This is a genomic window from Streptomyces sp. NPDC050422, assembly GCF_044458665.1.
In the GTDB taxonomy this organism is placed as follows: Bacteria; Actinomycetota; Actinomycetes; order Streptomycetales; family Streptomycetaceae; genus Streptomyces.
Map to the genome: position 1 here is coordinate 199135 of NZ_JBITIE010000012.1, position 14191 is coordinate 213325.

Consider the following 14191-nt stretch of genomic DNA (forward strand, 5'->3'; position numbering starts at 1 on the left):
CGTCCGCAGTTGTTGTGGTTGCTGGTCCCCTACGTGCTCTACCTGGGGGCGCTGCCGTTCGTGAACCGGGTCCGTCCCGTCGTTCTCGGGCTGCCGTTCCTCTTCTTCTGGCTGCTCGGGGCGACCCTGCTCACCCCCGTCGCCGTATGGCTGACCCGGCGGGGTGACCGCCGGTGAACGCCGCCGTCGCGACCTCCGTGTTCGGGGTCTTCATGGTCGCCACCGTGGCCCTCGGGCTGCTCGCCGTGCGCGGGCGGCGCGGGACGAAGGGCGGTGGGCTCGCCGAGTGGTCGGTGGGCGGGCGCAGCCTCGGGACCGTCTTCATCTGGGTGCTCATGGCCGGTGAGGGCTACACCAGCTTCAGCTACCTGGGCGCCGCCGGCTGGGGCTACAACTACGGGGCGCCCGTCCTGTACGTGGTCGCGTACATGTCCTGCGGGTACGCCGTCGGCTATGTCGTCGGTCCGATGCTCTGGGCGTACGCGCGCAGGCACGGTCTCGTCGGGATCACCGACATGGTGGCGCACCGCTTCGGCCGGCCCTGGCTCGGCGCGCTCGTCGCCGTCCTCGCGACCGTCTTCCTGCTCCCGTACATCCAGCTCCAGATCACCGGCATGGGCGTCGTCGTCTCGACGATCTCCTACGGCGCCATCAGCCTGAACTGGGCCTACTTCATCGCCTTCGCCGTCACCACCGGCTTCGTCGTGGTCAGCGGGCTGCGCGGCAGCGCGTGGGTGTCCGTGCTGAAGGACGTCATGGTGATCGCCACGCTCGGCTTCCTGGCGATCTACGTACCGCTGCACTACTTCGACGGTTACGGGCCCTTCCTCGACCGGCTCGTCACCGAGAAGAGCGAGTGGCTGACCTTCCCCGGGCACGGGGACAGCGGTCTCGGGCAGGCATGGTTCATCACCACCTCGTTCCTCAACTCCCTCACCGTCGTGATCTTCCCGACCACCGTGGCCGGCTACCTCGGTGCGAAGAACGCCGACGTGCTCCGGCGCAACGCGATGTGGCTGCCCGCCTACAACGTCCTGCTCTTCGTCCCGATGCTGCTCGGCATGGCGGCCCTCTTCGTCGTCCCCGGGCTGGTCGGGGCCGAGTCGAACCTGGCGCTCTTCAAGCTCGTCGTGGACTCGCTGCCCGCCTGGTCGGTCGGGATCATCGGTGTCGCCGCCGCACTCTCCTCGATCGTGCCGATGGCCGTCTTCATGCTGGTCATCGGCACGATGTGGGGACGCAGCGTGCTCTCGCTCGTACCGCGCTGGGAGCAGCGGCAGAAGGGTGCGGCGCAGCTGGTCGTGGTGATCGCGGGCGGCTTGGCGCTGCTGCTCACGTACACCGCGCCGAACACCCTCGTACGGCTCTCGCTGATCTCGTACGAGGGGATGGCGCAGCTGCTCCCCATGGTGCTGCTGGGGCTGATGTGGCGACGGCTGACGCTGCTCGGGGCGATGAGCGGGCTGGTCGTCGGGGTGGGTGTGGTGTGCGGGTTCGTGTTCACGGAGAACGACCCGGTGTGGGGGGTGAACGCCGGCATCGTCGCGCTCGGCGCCAATCTGGCCGTCGCGCTCGCGGTGACGTACGCCGGTCCGCGCGAGCACGACGAACGGCCGGACGACGAGGTGCTCGCGCGGGACGAGATCGAGGACGAGGCGGAGCTCGTTCGGGCGGGGTGAGGGCGCGCGGTCAGCTCCGGTCCCGCAGCAGCAGGACGCTGACCGTCGCCACCAGGGCCAGCCCCACCGACAGCAGCATCGCGCCGTCCGCGCCCGAGCCCGTCGTCGCGACGGCGATCGTCACGGCGACGCCCGCCGACGAGCCGATGTAGCGGGCGGTGTTGTTCGCGCCCGAACCCATCGCCGCCCGCTCCTGCGGCACCGACTCGATCGCCAGCCGGGGCAGCGCGGCGTTCAGCAGACCGCTGCCGGCGCCGGACACGACCAGGGCCGGGATCAGCCTGAGCCACACCGTCGCGTCCGGACGCCCTCCGGCGTCCAGCGTGCCCAGCAGGGACACCACCCCCACCGCGTGCAGGACGAAGCCCGCGGCCAGTTGGTGGCGGGCCGGCACCCGGCCGGCCAGCCGGCGCGACTGCAGGGCCACGACGAACGCGGTGCCCGACCAGAGCAGGAACAGCCACGCCGCGTCGATCGTCGACAGCCCGAGCGCTCGCTGGAGCAGCGTCGGCAGGAAGCTGAACAGGCCGATCACCGAGAGGCCCGTGAACAGCCCGCCGGCCGACGAGGCCAGGAACGGGCGGCTGCGCAGCAACGCCGGATCGATCAGCGGGGCCGATGCCCGGCGCTCCACCGCGAGGAACACCAGGGCCAGCGCGACGGCGGCGAGCAGCAGCAGCGCGACGGGGGCGCGCAGCCAGCCGTCCCGGCCGAGCGTCAGCGCGGTCAGCAGCGCCGTCATCGACAGTCCCAGCACCGCCGCGCCCGCCAGGTCCGGGCGGCCGCCGCGCGGGGCCCGGGACTCGTCGAGCGTACGGAAGGCGAAGGCGGCTGTGAGGAGGGCGGCGAGGCCCAGTACGACGTACGTCAGCCGCCAGTCGACCGAGCCGAGCGACCCGGCCAGCAGCGGGCCGAGCGCGATTCCGACGCTCACGAACGCGCCCCAGACCCCCGTCGCCCTGATCCTGGCCGCACCGGCCGGGAACGCCCCGACGAGCAGCCCCAGGCTGGTGGCCAGGATCGCGGCGCTCGCCGCCCCCTGGGCGACCCGGGCCAGGGTGAACGTGAGTGTGTCGGTCGCCAGGGCACCGAGTGCGGTGGTGAGGCCGAGCGCGAGCGTGCCGATCAGGAACAGTCTGCGCCGGCCGTAGTCGTCGGCGAGGCTGCCCGCGACCAGCAGGACGACGGCGAGACCGAGCGGGGTGCCGTTGAGCAGCCAGGCCTGGCCCGAGGGCGGGGTGGCCAGGGCGGCCGAGATGCCGGGGAGCGTCGTCATCGGCGCGGTGTAGTTCATCAGCGCCACGGCGGTCGCGACGGAGGTGATCGCGAGGGTCGGTCCGGGGCGCGGGCGAGCGGGCGTAAGGGGTGCGGAGCCGGTCGGTGGCGCGGGGCGGGGGCGTACGGGCTGGGCCATGGCATCGCTCCGGGGTTCGCACGGTCGTTGCGCGATCGGGTCGCGGCACTTCCGTAGTGGGTTCAGTGAATGAACTCGCGTCGACGGTGCCGACGCTAGCACGGTCAGTTCATTCATCGAACCGTGAAGGAGTAAAGTGATCCCATGGCACTCGGCAAGGACTACGCGAACCAGCAGTGCTCCATGGCCCGCGCACTCGAAGTGGTCGGCGAGCGCTGGACCCTCCTGGTGGTGCGCGACGCCTTCTACGGCGTACGCCGGTACAACGACTTCCTCGTGCACCTCGGCATCCCGCGCGCCGTCCTCGCCACCCGGCTCCAGTCCCTCATCGATGCCGGGGTCCTGGAGAAGCGCCGCTATCAGGAGTCGCCGCCGCGCGAGGAGTACGTCCTGACCGACAGTGGCAAGGCGCTCTGGCCCGTTCTCGGCACCCTCGGGATGTGGGCGCGCGAGCATCTCCCCGGCACCCTCCCGATGCGTGTCTTCGTCCACGCCGACTGCGGTACGGAACTGGGCGCGTACGGCACCTGCCCGGCCTGCTCCGTCCCCGTACCGCCCGAGGACATCGAGATGAGGCCCGGCGACGGGCTCGACAGGGACACCGACAATCCGGTCAGCCGCGCGCTGCTCACGCCCCGCCGACTCCTCATGCCCCTGGAAGCCGATCGTGTATAACGGTTAACGGTTGAAGTTTCGCGCGCGCCCGTGCGGACGCCGGAGGCGTGGGAGGGGGAGGAGCCATGGTCGCGAGCGCCATGAACCGCATGCGCGGTGTCCTCGCCCGGGTCCTGCGGCCCGCCGGGCTCCTGCTCTTCCTCCTCACCGAGGTCCTGCTCGCCGAGGGCGGCAGCCTCTCCGCCGCCGTCGCACTCGCCGCCACCGCGGCCGCCGGCACCGCGCTCGTCGCCTGCTCGGTCATCAGCGCGCGCTGCGCCGTCCCGGTGCCCCGCACCCGGGTCCGTACCGCCATGCGCGACCGGGAGAAACGCACCGCGTTCCTGCCGCAACGGGACCCCGACGCCAAGGGGCGCCGACGCCCCCGAGCCCCCGGCCACGTCCTCCTGACGGCCGCGTAGGGCTCTTTCCTCCCTCTTCTCCGCCCCAGGTGCGTACGCCATGTGCGCGTACGTACGGGCGCCCCGCGCGGATCGTCATGCCGAAGCTGATCCACTTCCCGGCACGACGAGACCCCCGGAGGGCTCATCCATGTCCGCCTTCATGTCCGCATTCGCCAGCCTGGTCGGCGCCCTCGCCGACGCGCTGCACCCGCTCTTCCAGAACGCGTCAACCGCCGCCGCGATCATCCTGTTCACCGCACTCGTACGACTCGCCGTGCACCCGCTGTCCCGGGCCGCGGCGCGCGGACAGAAGGCGCAGCGCCGGCTCCAGCCGCAGATCGCCGAACTGCGCAAGAAGCACAAGAAGAACCCCGAGCGGATGCAGAAGGCGCTCATGGAGCTGCACAAGGAGGAGAAGGTCTCCCCGCTCTCCGGCTGCCTGCCGAGCCTCCTGCAGATGCCGGCCTTCTTCCTGCTCTACCACCTCTTCTCCAGTACGAAGATCGGCGACGACGCCAACGAACTCCTCGGCCACCAACTCCTCGGCGCCCCGCTCGGTGAGCGCTGGCACGACGCGATCGCGGACGGCGGGATCTTCGGGGCGCAGGGCCTCGTGTACGTGGGGCTGTTCGTGATCGTCGCCGCCGTCGCCACGTTCAACTACGGGCGGACCAAGCGCCAGATGGCCGCCAACCCCGTCACCCCGGCCGCCGGCCCCGACGGACAGCCGGTCCCGGGCATGGGTGCGATGACGAAGGTGATGCCGCTGATGTCCTTCTTCACCCTCTTCACCGTGGCCTTCGTGCCGCTGGCCGCCGCGCTGTACGTCGTCACGAGCACCACCTGGACCGCGATCGAGCGGGCCTACCTGTACCGCGACATGCCGGCGGCCGGTGCCGCCATGGCCACGGCGGCGTAGTCCGGGACGCGAGTGCTCCGGTCCAGTGTGTGAACAGGGTCTTGCGGAGTGATCCGATGTCTTGGAGGATCGGACAAGCCTGCGATGGCCGCAACCCATCCGACGGGCCCGATCAAGACCCTAGGGGAGAAGACCGTTGAAGCTGCTTCGTGTGGGTACGGCAGGCGCGGAACGACCGGCGCTGCTGGACGAGGACGGAACCCTGCGTGACCTGTCGGGGATCGTCACCGACATCGACAGCGCGCTGCTCGCCGACGAGGACGCGCTCGCCCGGGTACGGGCCGCCGCGGCCGCGCCCGGGGAGCTGCCCGCGCTCGACGCCGAGGGGCTGCGGGTGGGTCCGCCGCTCGCCCGGATCGGCAAGATCGTGTGCATCGGGCTGAACTACCACGACCACGCCACGGAGACCGGCGCCCAGATCCCGGGCGAGCCGATCCTCTTCTTCAAGGCGCCGGACACGGTCGTCGGGCCCGAGGACACCGTGCTCGTGCCGCGCGGCAGCGAGAAGACCGACTGGGAGGTCGAGCTCGCCGTCGTCATCGGGCGCACCGCCCGGTACCTGGACTCCGCGGAGGACGGGCTCGCGCACGTCGCCGGATACGCGGTGGCGCACGACGTCTCCGAGCGCGCGTTCCAGATCGAGCGCGGCGGCACGTGGGACAAGGGCAAGAACTGCGAGACGTTCAACCCGCTGGGCCCCTGGCTGGTGACGGCCGACGAGGTGGCCGACCCGCAGGCCCTGCCGCTGAAGCTCTGGGTCAACGGAGAGCTGAAGCAGGACGGCACGACGGCCGACCAGATCTTCCCGGTCGGCGAGGTCGTGCGCTACCTGAGCCACTTCATGACGCTCTACCCGGGCGACGTGATCAACACCGGCACACCGGCCGGGGTGGCGATGGGGCAGCCCGAGCCGAAGCCGTATCTGCGGGCCGGGGATGTCGTGGAGCTGGAGATCGCGGGGCTGGGGCGGCAGCGGCAGGAGCTGAAGGGGGCGTAGGGGGCGGGCGGGGCGGTCCCTGGTCCCGGGTGCGCCCGGGGGCCGCCTTGTCCTCAATCGCCGGACGGGCTTGATTTTGCCGGGCTGGGCTGATTCGCAGGCTCGGCTCGATGCGCGAGGGTGCTGGGGTGCTCCGTCCGCGAGGGCGCTGGGGTGCTCCGTGCGTGAGGGCGCTGGTTGGCTACGCGCGCGGCGTCGACGTTGGGTGCGTAAAGATCGGAGGGGTGGGGGCTGTCGTCAGGCAGCCCCCACCCCTCCGCGCGTACCGGAACCGGTCAGGCGCTGATCTTCGTCGCGAACTGCTCCAGCGCCTCTACCACCAGCGCGTGGTCCTCCGCCTGCGGCAGTCCCGACACCGTGACGGAGCCGATGACGCCCGCGCCCTCGACCGCGATCGGGAACGAACCGCCGTGCGCGGCGTACGTGTCCGGGTCCAGCCGCGAGGACTCGTCGAACGTCGTCCCCTTGGCCCGGAACCGCGTCCCGACCAGGTACGAACTCTCGCCGTACCGCTCGACGACCTTGCGCTTGCGGTCGATCCACGCGTCGTTGTCCGCGCTCGAACCCGGCAGCGCGGCATGGAACAGCTGCTGCGCCCCGCGCCGGATGTCGATCGCGACCGGGGCGTGCCGCTCCCGGGCCAGGGCGACGAGCAGGCCGCCGAGCGCGTACGCGTCGTCGTAGCCGAAGTGCGGCAGCGTCAGCCGGCGCTCCTGGGCGATCAGCTCGGAGATGGTCGGAGCGGTGGGGTTCATGCGGACTGCTCCTCGGTGGCGTGAGCGGTGGAGACGGACGCGGAGGGGGCGGGCAGGGTGACCGTGACGCCGTCGCGTGCCGAGCGGCGGGCGGCCTCCAGCACGTCCAGCGCGGCCGCGGCCTGGAGGGCGGTCACCGGATTCTCGCCCTTCCCGCGCAGCGCGTCGGCGACCGCCGCGTAGTACGCGGGGTAGTCGCCCGGCAGCGTACGGACCGGGGCGCCGCCGCCCGTGAGCGGGGACTCGCCCGAGCCGAGCCGGCCCCACAGCGCCTCGTCCTCCACGCCCCACGGCCCGCCGCCCCCCGTCGGGCGTACGCCCTCGCGCAGGGCGGCCTCCTGGGGGTCGAGGCCGTACTTCACATAGCCGGCGGTCGACCCGAGCACCCGGAAACGCGGGCCGAGCTGGGCCGTCGTCGCGCTCACGTACAGATGCGAGCGGACCCCACTCGTGTGCGTGAGCGCGAGGAACGTGTCGTCGTCGGCCGCGGCGCCCGGACGGCGTACGTCCGACTCCGCGTACACCTGAGCCACCGGACCGAACAGGGCCAGTGCCTGGTCGACGACATGGCTGCCCAGGTCGTACAGCAGCCCGCCGATCTCCTGCGGATCGCCCGACTCGCGCCAGCCGCCCTTCGGCTGCGGGCGCCACCGCTCGAAGCGCGACTCGAAGCGTTGCACCTCGCCCAGCTCACCGTCCGCGATCAGCGAGCGCAGGGTGAGGAAGTCGTTGTCCCAGCGCCGGTTCTGGAACACCGACAGCAGCAGCCCGCGCTCCCCGGCCAGCGCCGCCAGCTCCCGGGCCTCGGCGGCCGTACCCGCGACCGGCTTGTCCACGACCACCGGCAGACCGGCCTTCAGCGCGGCCGTCGCGAGCGGGACATGGGTCTTGTTCGGCGACGCGATCACGATCAGGTCGAGCTCGTCGGCGCGCTCCCACAGCTCGTCCGGCGAGGCGGCGAACCGCACGGCGGGGAACTCGGCGCGGGCCTGCTCCCGGCGCTCCTCGTTCGACGTGACGACCGTGTCCAGGACCAGGCCCTCGGTCGCGGTGATCAGCGGGGCGTGGAAGACGGAGCCCGCCAGGCCGTAGCCGACGAGTCCGACGCGCAGGGGTGTCGGGGCCGTTCCGGAGGTCTCGTGCGTCGCGTGGGCAGTCATGCGTTCCACTTTCGCAACGCTGTTGCCAAAGTGCAAGCGCGGGAGACAATGGGTCCGTGAACAGGAGCAACAGCGGCGCGAACCTGCCGACACTGCGCAGCCACAACGCGGCGCTCGTGCTGGACCTGCTGCGGGCGGCAGGTGAGCGCGGCATCAGCCGGCTCGAACTCGCCGGACGGACCGGGCTCACCCCGCAGGCCGTCAGCAAGATCACCGCCCGGCTGCGCGGGGAGGGGCTGGCCGCCGAGGCCGGGCACCGCGCCTCCACCGGCGGCAAGCCGCGCACCGTACTGCGACTGGTGCCGGACGCCGCACACGCGGTGGGGCTGCACCTGGACCGCGACGAGCTGACCGCGGTGCTCGTCGACCTCGCGGGCACGGTGACCGCGAGCCGCACGGGACCGCTCGACCTCGGCGCTCCGGCGGACGAGGTGCTCGGGGCGGCGGCCGGGGCGGTCGCCGCCGTGCGGGGGGACGGCGCGCCGGCGGTGCTCGGGGTGGGCGTCGCCGTACCGGGGCCGCTCGACCACCGGGGCGGGGTACTGCACCGCGTCACCGGGTTCCCGCAGTGGGACGGCTACCCGCTCCGGGACGCCCTCGCCGCGCGGACCGGGCTGCCCGTCGTCATCGACAAGGACACCAACGCCGCGGCCCTCGGGCTCGCCCTTCAGGCCCCCGCCCCCGCCGACTTCGCCTACCTCCACCTGGGCACCGGCCTCGGCTCCGGCCTGGTGCTCGGCGGGGCGGTGCACCGGGGGGCCCGTACCGGGGCGGGGGAGTTCGGCCACCAGACCGTCCAGCTGGACGGGGCTCCGTGCAGCTGCGGCGGACGCGGCTGCATCGAGGCGCTCTGCCTGGCGGCCGTAGGCCGGGGCGACGTCGCCGAGGCCGCGCGGGTGCTCGGGACCGGCGCCGCCAACCTGGTCGGGCTGCTCGACATCGACCGGGTGGTACTGGGCGGACGCACCGTCGCAGCCGAACCCGACGCGTACGTCCGAGGGGTACGCGCGGTGCTCGACGAACGGGCCCGGCAGGGCGGGGCCGACGGGGCGCCCGTACCGGTCGTCGCCGCCGGCGGAGGGGACCGGCCGGTCGCCGAAGGGGCGGCGCAGCTGATCCTCGCCCCGCTGTTCGGCCGCGTCGGCGGCGCGGCCGGGGAGCGGGCGGGCGGAGACCGGGCGGCGGGCCCTGTCGACCCGCTCCCCGAGCGTACGGAACTGGGCTGATCGAGGGGTTCGGGGCCGCCGGGCGGGCGACCCTGCGGCATGTCTGCGGCGAGCGGACGGGGTCCGCATGGCACCGTCCCGTTCCAAACCGGTGAACTCCGGGGCCCGGGGCGCGCCGACCGTTTCGCGAGAAGTGAAGGCTGCCCCACGATGCCCCCCACACCGCCCCCGGCGAACCCGTCCCCCGAACCCTCCGTCCCGCCGCGCCCGCCGTCGCCGCCGCCCCCTGCGGGCAGCCGCCCCCGGCACGGCCTCGTGCTCGGGCTGGCCGCGGCGAGCGTCATGCCCGCCGTCGTGCTCGGCGGCCCGGCGACCGCTTCCGCCGCCCCGCAACGCAACACGGCCACCACGCCCAACCTCACCCCGGCCTCCGCACCGGCCGCCGTCGCCGCCGACCAGCGGCCCGCCTGCGGTGACGCGGGGGCCACCGACTTCCCGATCGACACCCGGATCCACGGCGGCCCGGACACCTACGCGTCCGGCGGCGGCTACGGCACCTGGTTCCTGGACCTGACCAACACCACCGCGGAGTCCTGCCGCGCCATCCACCCCGTCCTGGTCCTCACCGACGAGGACCGCGCCCTGACCTCGGACCAGATCCAGCTGGAGTTCTCCGAGCGCACCCACCCCGGCGTCGAACACCGCGTCAGCTGGGAGACGACCGACCGCGACGAGCACATCGGCGTCTTCGGCGGCGAGGGCGACGACGCCTTCCCCGGCTTCACCGTGCCGGCGGGCCGGACCGTCACCGTCCAGGTCAGGCTGGCGTTCACCTCCGACACCAGCCCCGGCCGGATCACCGCGAACGCCGCCATCGTCCAGCGACAGCGCACCGCAGGCGACTCGGCGAGCAAGGGCCTCGACGGGGAGTGGGTCGGCGAGTCCGAGGACTACCCGTTCACCGTGGTCGAGGACGACGGCAGCACCACCGCCAGGGACGACGACCCGGCCGACGAACCCGAGGAGAGCGGCGAGGTGGGCAAGGAGAAGGACGACGACGGCCTCACCGGCCGTGTCCCCGCACGGCCCGACGCCAACCCCACCACCGGGACCACCGGCACCCCGCGCCCGGTCGCACCCGGCCACGATCCGGCCGGAGTCCCGGAACTCGCCAGGACCGGGATCTCCGTACCGGTGCCGGTCCCGCTGTCCGCCCTCACCGTCTCCGGTCTCCTCATCGGCGGCGGAGCCATCGTCATCAGGGCCCGCCGGACCCGCCGCGCCCCGCGCTGACCGCCGGTCATCCCCTTACCCCCCAATTGCCGGACCCTCTAAAATCGGGGACGTCGGCGCTGCACAACGCGGTGCCGCCGGCGTCCCCGCACCTGGCGTACGGCAACTGGAGTCCCACATGGCAGAGCGCAAGCCGATCTCGTCCTGGCTCACCGACATGGACGGAGTCCTCATCCACGAGGGGACCCCGATCCCCGGCGCGGACGCCTTCATCAAGCGGCTGCGGGATTCGGGGCTCCCCTTCCTGGTCCTCACCAACAACTCGATCTACACCGCGCGCGACCTCCACGCCCGGCTGAAGCGCATGGGCCTCGACGTCCCCGTCGAGAACATCTGGACCTCCGCGCTCGCCACCGCCCAGTTCCTGGACGACCAGCGGCCCGGCGGCACGGCGTACGTCATCGGCGAGGCGGGGCTCACGACCGCGCTGCACGACATCGGCTACGTCCTCACCGACCACGAGCCCGACTACGTGGTCCTCGGCGAGACGCGTACGTACTCCTTCGAGGCGCTCACCAAGGCGATCCGGCTGATCAACCACGGGGCGCGCTTCATCTGCACCAACCCGGACGAGACCGGCCCGTCCGCCGAGGGCCCGTTGCCGGCGACCGGGTCCGTCGCCGCCCTCATCACCAAGGCGACCGGCAAGGCCCCGTACTTCGCGGGCAAGCCCAACCCGCTGATGATGCGCACCGGGCTGAACGCGATCGGCGCCCACTCCGAGTCCAGCGCCATGATCGGCGACCGGATGGACACCGACGTACTGGCCGGTCTGGAGGCGGGGATGCAGACCTTCCTGGTGCTGACCGGTCTCACTACGGTGGCGGACATCGACAAGTACCCGTTCCGGCCGTCCACGGTCGTCGACTCCATCGCCGACCTGGTCGACCTGATCGACGTGGGCTGACCCGGTCGGCGGCGGGGGAGCGGGCCGCTGCGGCCGCTTCCCCGCACTCCACCGGCCCAGTGCCCCGCCCCTGCGGATGCGGAAAGCCGCGGCACACGTGAACCTGCCATAAGGAGGTTCACGATGCGTTCAATACCCCTCACGTTCTGTGCCGCCGCAGTGGCTGCGGCGACCCTGATGCCCGCTTCCGTCGCACTGGCCAATTCCGACTCGGACCACGAGGACTCACGGTCCCGGGCCACGCTCACCCTCTCCCCGGCTTCCGTCTCGCCGGGCGGTGAGATCGACCTGGAGGTCGCCGGCTGCAAGGGCAAGGAGGCCAAGGGGAGCTCCGATGCGTTCGTCTCCGAGGCGCGCTTCTCGCCCGGTGACGACAGGACGCTCTTCGCCGAGGCCCGCGTCCGCTCGGACGCCGAGCCCGGCGACTACGACGTCCAGGTGGTCTGCAAGGGCGACAAGCACGCCAAGGCGTCCGCCGTCCTGACCGTCGTCCACCGCAGCCGGCCGATGCCCCTGGCCCCGGTTCGCGCGGGTGGCGGAGGCACCGCCGTACTCGCCGACCAGGCCGCCCAGCAGGACGGTCCCGGCACCGTTCACGCCGTGGTCGGCCTCGCCCTGGCCGCCGTCGCGGCCGTCGCCGTCGCCTTCCGCAGCGCGCGACGACGCCGCCCGGCCACCGACTGACGTGTCCGCCTCGGACCACTCGGCGGGGCACGGCAGGCTGCTCACCGGAGTGGCCTGGGCCGTACTCCTGCTGGGTCTGTGGCTCTGGGGCCGCGGCATCACCGGAGGCTCCGGCGCCAGTTCCGCGCCGACCACCGGCGACGTGGCCGCGGTCGGGCGGCCCCTCGGCGTACCGCTGCCCCCGGCCCACGACCCTATCGAGGGCGTGGTGCCGCGGAGCGTCGAGATCCCGTCGATCGGGATCCGGGCACCCGTCGTCTCCCGGGGCCTGGACAAGGACGGGGCGATCGAACCACCGTCCTTCGACACGCCCCAGACGGTCGGCTGGTACGGGGCCGGCACCGAGCCCGGCGCCAAGGGCCCGGCCCTCTTCGTCGGCCACGTCGACACCGAGACCAAGCCGGCCGTCTTCTACGGGCTCAGCGCGGCCCGCCCCGGAGCCAAGGTCGAGGTGACCCGCACCGACGGCACCGTCGCCGAGTTCACCATCGACGACGTGCAGGTCTTCACCCGCGCACGCTTCAACGCCCAGAAGGCGTACGGCCCCCGCAAGGACGGCCGGGCGGAGCTCCGGCTGATCACCTGCGGCGGGACGTACGACCGTGCGTCGCAGTCGTACACGGCCAACGTGGTCGTCTCGGCCTACCTCACGGGCGAGAAATCGCAGGAGAAGGCGGAGAAGGCGGAGAAGGACGCCCAGGGGAATGCGGACGCGCAGGCGGGCGCACCGGCCGGCGGCTGATCGCTTCGGTACCCGGCCCGGCCGGCTGCCCGGTTCTCCGGGCGCCGGCCGGGCCGGTCCTCGACCGCGGGGCGCGGGCCGCGGGAGTGGCCCGGCGCGGACACGGGAGGTCGGTGGCGTCCGGGTCCGCCGCACGACCCACTGTAGGGGCCCGAACTCGGGGCGCCCAGCGGGTTTCTGACGTTACGTCGATAACCGGTCACCCTCCGCACGCGGACAGGCGGGGCAGAGTGTGGTGAACCCGCCGTAACAGCTCTTCGACGAAGTGGTGAGGGCCCGGGCCGTTCCCGGGCCCTGTGCCAGGATGGACGGCGATGCGACAGTGCACCGCCGTCGCACCCGAGGGGGAGCAGATGTACGGCAGTCACAACGGCCGGTTCGGCATGCGGGGAGCGTGCGCGGTCGCGGCAGGTGCCGCGCTCCTGCTTGCGGGATGCAGTTCCTCCGGCGACGGGGACGGTAAGGGCGGATCCGGCGGCGGCAAGAACCCGGCCGCCATCGGCCAGCAGCCCAAGGGCACCGATCCGTACTGGGTCAACCCCGACGGGAACGCCGCCCGGCAGGTGGCCGGCTACGCCGAGGACGGCAAGGAGAAGGAAGCCGCCCTGATCCGCCGGATCGCCCAGCAGCCGGTCGGCGAGTGGGTCGGCACGGACAATCCGGAGGCCGAGGCGAAGGGCTTCACGGAGGCGGCCGAGAAGGCCGGCCGGGAGGCGCTGCTGGTCCTCTACAACATCCCGCACCGCGACTGCGGACAGTTCTCCAAGGGCGGCGCCGCCGACGGCGACGCGTACCGCGCCTGGCTGGAGAGTGTCGCCAAGGGCATCGGTGACCGCGGCGCGACGGTGATCCTGGAGCCGGACGCGGTGCTGCACCTGGTCGACGGGTGCACCCCGCAGGAGTTCCACGAGGAGCGCTACGACCTGCTCAAGGGTGCGGTGGAGCGGCTGAAGAAGCAGCCGGGCACGCACGTCTACCTGGACGCGGGCAACGCGGGCTGGCACACCCCGGACGCCCTGTTCCAGCCGCTGCAGCAGGCGGGCATCGGCGCGGCCGACGGCTTCGCGGTCAACGTCTCCAACTTCCAGACCACCGCGGTCAGCAAGGACTTCGGCAAGCAGTTGTCGGCGAAGGTCGGCAACAAGCCGTTCGTGATCGACACCAGCCGCAACGGCAACGGCCCGTACACCGGCGGCGCCCCCGAGGAGACCTGGTGCAATCCTCCGGGACGGGCGCTCGGCGAGACGCCGACGACGTCCACGGGTGACGACCTGGTCGACGCGTACCTCTGGATCAAGCGGCCGGGCGAGTCCGACGGCGACTGCCGGGGCGGCCCGAAGGCGGGCGCGTGGTGGCCCGAGTACGCGCTGGGCCTGGCCCGCGGCACCGCATAGGACGGGGCGCGTCCGGTGCGGTG

At 72.7% G+C, this 14191-nt stretch carries 15 protein-coding genes; 12 read left to right on the top strand and 3 right to left on the bottom strand.

The window, feature by feature from the left end; genetic code table 11:
* Positions 1 to 18: 18 nt before the first annotated feature.
* Together ACIBJG_RS20810 and ACIBJG_RS20815 are read left to right on the top strand one after the other, a co-directional pair.
* Entirely contained in the window at positions 19 to 177 is a 159-nt protein-coding gene (locus ACIBJG_RS20810) for a DUF3311 domain-containing protein (protein ID WP_018105675.1), read from the top strand.
* Entirely contained in the window at positions 174 to 1679 is a 1506-nt protein-coding gene (locus ACIBJG_RS20815; protein WP_399309191.1) for a sodium:solute symporter, read from the top strand. Before ACIBJG_RS20810 ends, ACIBJG_RS20815 begins: the two co-directional genes overlap by 4 nt.
* 10 nt (positions 1680 to 1689) lie before the next feature.
* Here the strand turns inward: ACIBJG_RS20815 and ACIBJG_RS20820 are convergent, their stop codons facing one another.
* Positions 1690 to 3093 (bottom strand): MFS transporter, encoded by a 1404-nt coding sequence (locus tag ACIBJG_RS20820; protein WP_399309193.1) that lies wholly within the window; start codon positions 3091 to 3093, stop codon positions 1690 to 1692.
* Between the two features lie 144 nt (positions 3094 to 3237).
* Between ACIBJG_RS20820 and ACIBJG_RS20825 the strand changes: the two genes are divergently transcribed.
* From ACIBJG_RS20825 to ACIBJG_RS20840, 4 genes are all read left to right on the top strand, one after another.
* The gene (locus tag ACIBJG_RS20825) at positions 3238 to 3768 is read left to right on the top strand and encodes a winged helix-turn-helix transcriptional regulator (protein ID WP_399309195.1); all 531 of its coding nucleotides are present in this window, start codon (positions 3238 to 3240) and stop codon (positions 3766 to 3768) included.
* Between the two features lie 65 nt (positions 3769 to 3833).
* Positions 3834 to 4169, top strand: coding sequence for a DUF6412 domain-containing protein (locus ACIBJG_RS20830; RefSeq protein ID WP_399309197.1), 336 nt, complete (start codon positions 3834 to 3836; stop codon positions 4167 to 4169).
* Positions 4170 to 4299: 130 nt separating this feature from the next.
* Entirely contained in the window at positions 4300 to 5070 is a 771-nt protein-coding gene (locus tag ACIBJG_RS20835) for a YidC/Oxa1 family membrane protein insertase (protein ID WP_399309199.1), read from the top strand.
* Positions 5071 to 5206: 136 nt separating this feature from the next.
* A complete protein-coding gene (locus ACIBJG_RS20840) occupies positions 5207 to 6067 on the top strand; it encodes a fumarylacetoacetate hydrolase family protein (RefSeq protein ID WP_399309201.1) in 861 nt (286 codons plus the stop codon).
* 275 nt (positions 6068 to 6342) lie between these two features.
* On the opposite strand, the gene ACIBJG_RS20845 is transcribed toward ACIBJG_RS20840, so the two are convergent.
* Both ACIBJG_RS20845 and ACIBJG_RS20850 read right to left on the bottom strand, forming a co-directional pair.
* On the bottom strand, positions 6343 to 6822 hold the full coding sequence (locus ACIBJG_RS20845) for a heme-degrading domain-containing protein (protein ID WP_399309203.1): 480 nt from the start codon (positions 6820 to 6822) through the stop codon (positions 6343 to 6345).
* Positions 6819 to 7982, bottom strand: coding sequence for a Gfo/Idh/MocA family oxidoreductase (locus tag ACIBJG_RS20850; RefSeq protein ID WP_399309205.1), 1164 nt, complete (start codon positions 7980 to 7982; stop codon positions 6819 to 6821). Before ACIBJG_RS20850 ends, ACIBJG_RS20845 begins: the two co-directional genes overlap by 4 nt.
* A 56-nt stretch (positions 7983 to 8038) precedes the next feature.
* Here ACIBJG_RS20850 and ACIBJG_RS20855 point away from each other — a divergent pair, with 56 nt between their 5' ends.
* The 6 genes from ACIBJG_RS20855 to ACIBJG_RS20880 all read left to right on the top strand — a co-directional run bounded on the left by ACIBJG_RS20855 (position 8039) and on the right by ACIBJG_RS20880 (position 14168).
* Positions 8039 to 9208 carry an ROK family protein gene (locus tag ACIBJG_RS20855; RefSeq protein WP_399309207.1) on the top strand — a complete coding sequence of 390 codons (1170 nt, stop codon included), beginning with the start codon at positions 8039 to 8041 and terminating at the stop codon, positions 9206 to 9208.
* Positions 9209 to 9358: 150 nt separating this feature from the next.
* Positions 9359 to 10441, top strand: coding sequence for a hypothetical protein (locus tag ACIBJG_RS20860; protein ID WP_399309209.1), 1083 nt, complete (start codon positions 9359 to 9361; stop codon positions 10439 to 10441).
* Between the two features lie 118 nt (positions 10442 to 10559).
* Positions 10560 to 11348 carry an HAD-IIA family hydrolase gene (locus ACIBJG_RS20865; RefSeq protein WP_399309211.1) on the top strand — a complete coding sequence of 263 codons (789 nt, stop codon included), beginning with the start codon at positions 10560 to 10562 and terminating at the stop codon, positions 11346 to 11348.
* Between the two features lie 123 nt (positions 11349 to 11471).
* Positions 11472 to 12032 carry a hypothetical protein gene (locus tag ACIBJG_RS20870; protein ID WP_399309213.1) on the top strand — a complete coding sequence of 187 codons (561 nt, stop codon included), beginning with the start codon at positions 11472 to 11474 and terminating at the stop codon, positions 12030 to 12032.
* Position 12033: 1 nt separating this feature from the next.
* Positions 12034 to 12774, top strand: coding sequence for a class F sortase (locus ACIBJG_RS20875; protein WP_399309214.1), 741 nt, complete (start codon positions 12034 to 12036; stop codon positions 12772 to 12774).
* 353 nt (positions 12775 to 13127) lie between these two features.
* Positions 13128 to 14168: a glycoside hydrolase family 6 protein gene (locus ACIBJG_RS20880; protein WP_399309378.1), complete on the top strand. Its 1041-nt coding sequence runs from the start codon at positions 13128 to 13130 to the stop codon at positions 14166 to 14168.
* The last annotated feature ends 23 nt before the right edge of the window (positions 14169 to 14191 follow it).

Bases quoted from the DNA above. Each gene is read 5' to 3' on its own strand.
- ACIBJG_RS20820 (WP_399309193.1), bottom strand. From the start codon at position 3,093: ATGGCCCAGCCCGTACGCCCCCGCCCCGCGCCACCGACCGGCTCCGCA.
- ACIBJG_RS20825 (WP_399309195.1), top strand. From the start codon at position 3,238: ATGGCACTCGGCAAGGACTACGCGAACCAGCAGTGCTCCATGGCCCGC.
- ACIBJG_RS20830 (WP_399309197.1), top strand. From the start codon at position 3,834: ATGGTCGCGAGCGCCATGAACCGCATGCGCGGTGTCCTCGCCCGGGTC.
- ACIBJG_RS20835 (WP_399309199.1), top strand. From the start codon at position 4,300: ATGTCCGCCTTCATGTCCGCATTCGCCAGCCTGGTCGGCGCCCTCGCC.
- ACIBJG_RS20845 (WP_399309203.1), bottom strand. From the start codon at position 6,822: ATGAACCCCACCGCTCCGACCATCTCCGAGCTGATCGCCCAGGAGCGC.
- ACIBJG_RS20850 (WP_399309205.1), bottom strand. From the start codon at position 7,982: ATGACTGCCCACGCGACGCACGAGACCTCCGGAACGGCCCCGACACCC.
- ACIBJG_RS20860 (WP_399309209.1), top strand. From the start codon at position 9,359: ATGCCCCCCACACCGCCCCCGGCGAACCCGTCCCCCGAACCCTCCGTC.
- ACIBJG_RS20865 (WP_399309211.1), top strand. From the start codon at position 10,560: ATGGCAGAGCGCAAGCCGATCTCGTCCTGGCTCACCGACATGGACGGA.
- ACIBJG_RS20870 (WP_399309213.1), top strand. From the start codon at position 11,472: ATGCGTTCAATACCCCTCACGTTCTGTGCCGCCGCAGTGGCTGCGGCG.
- ACIBJG_RS20880 (WP_399309378.1), top strand. From the start codon at position 13,128: ATGTACGGCAGTCACAACGGCCGGTTCGGCATGCGGGGAGCGTGCGCG.